1 protein-coding gene is annotated in these 1,493 nt (G+C 64.0%); it reads right to left on the bottom strand.

The window, feature by feature from the left end:
- Nucleotides 1-82 precede the first annotated feature (82 nt).
- Complete coding sequence (locus tag ACJH7A_RS30465; RefSeq protein ID WP_203368937.1) at nucleotides 83-1,165, bottom strand: ISAs1 family transposase; 1,083 nt, start codon at nucleotides 1,163-1,165, stop codon at nucleotides 83-85.
- Nucleotides 1,166-1,493 lie beyond the last annotated feature (328 nt).

Below are 1,493 nucleotides of genomic sequence, written 5' to 3'. Positions count from 1 at the left end.
TCTTGATCGTGCGTCGTTGCAAAAAGTCGAGAGAGTCTCCGTGTGGCCACCCCTCTCCCTAACCCTCCCCCGCAAGGTAGGGCTATCGCATATGGGCCAGGACGGTGAGAAGGAAGTCGTTGCTCCATCTTGCCTGGAGCATTTTGTGGCTGGTCCGCGCTGGACCTGGCGTGGCTTGCAGGGCGTTGATGGCGAGCTTGCGGATGACGGCAAGGTTCTCCGGGGCGTGGTCCTTGCGGCTGCGGCAAGCGTCCTCGTCGAACAGAACGTCGAGAACCCAGTGCAGGTTGTTCTCGATGCTCCAGTGGGCGCGGACGACGTCGAGCAGCTTCTTGGCCGACAGCCGCCGCGAAGCCAGAAAGTATCGGGCCGTCCGCTTGGCAGGCTTGCCGGCAGTTGCGCGCCAGCTGTCGATGCGGCCGACCGCGACGATAGCGGGGAAGCCATGTTGCTTCGCCAATTGCGGTGCCGGCACGATGATGGCTTGCCGGCGCTCGATGCGATCGTGGGCGGCGGTTCTTCGCTGGCTTGCTCGCGCAGGCCGTCGGGCGGTGTCGAGCAACGCCTTGGCGGCCTTGAAGAGCCGGCCGCGATTGCTCTTGATGGCTAGAACGTAGTGGCCCTTCCGGTCGCGGATGGCCTGCGCGACATCGGGCCGGCAATGCAAGGCGTCGGCAGTGACAAGAGCGCCGTCCAGATCGAGCGAGGCGAGGACTTCGAGAACGCCGGCAACCTCGTTGCGATTGGGGGCCTTCCTTTGAGCCAGCGCCATGCGTGTGCCTGCCGCCCAGACATTGACCATATGCAGCGGTGTGGATTGCCGCCCACGCATGAAGGCGCCGCGCAACGCCTTGCCGTCGATGCTGACCACGCCCTTGATGCCGAAGCCCTTGCTGAGCTTGCGCAAAATCGCTTCCAACCCCTTCGGGTCCAGAGCACGGAAGACGTTGCTGAACGTATCGTGGCTGGGGATGCCGGATCTGAGCTCCAGGAACCGCTGCAACAGCTCCTCTCGGCCTTTGCCGAAGAACTCGAACTCGGTGCAGGTCTTGGCGCCGGCCAGTGTCGCCGCCAAGGCGATGACGATGATCTCCACCAGATCGTGCCGCACGTTGCTGGCGCGGGGGTCCTTGAGTGGTCGAAGCAGGCGCTTGAGTTGGCGCATTCTGGTCTCCCTCGGGAAGCGAGAGACACCCAAAGAATCCAGTTCCAACCGCTTGGCAACACCCCTCCATCGCCATATGCGATTCCCCTACCCCGCAAGGGGGGAGGGAGCCGGACGAGTGTGCTTACCTTACGTGGCGGGGCACGAGCGCGAGAAACACGCCGCCGCTTTTCACGTCCTACTTCGCCTTCTTCTCCGCCGCGCCGCCCTTGCCTTCGGCTTCCAGCGCCGCGCGGATGTGCTTGAACTCACTCAGATCGGCCTTGCCGACCACGGGGAATTTCAGATCGAGCCGGTCGAGCGCGCTCACGATGGTCGAGCCGATCAC

This window comes from Mycobacterium sp. SMC-17, assembly GCF_045310915.1.
GTDB lineage: Bacteria > Actinomycetota > Actinomycetes > Mycobacteriales > Mycobacteriaceae > Mycobacterium.
Note: the sequence above shows the minus strand (reverse complement) of the source record. Positions and strands in the feature narration are given on the sequence as shown.

Coding starts and splice junctions, on each gene's coding strand:
- ACJH7A_RS30465 (WP_203368937.1), bottom strand. CDS start 1,165: ATGCGCCAACTCAAGCGCCTGCTTCGACCACTCAAGGACCCCCGCGCC.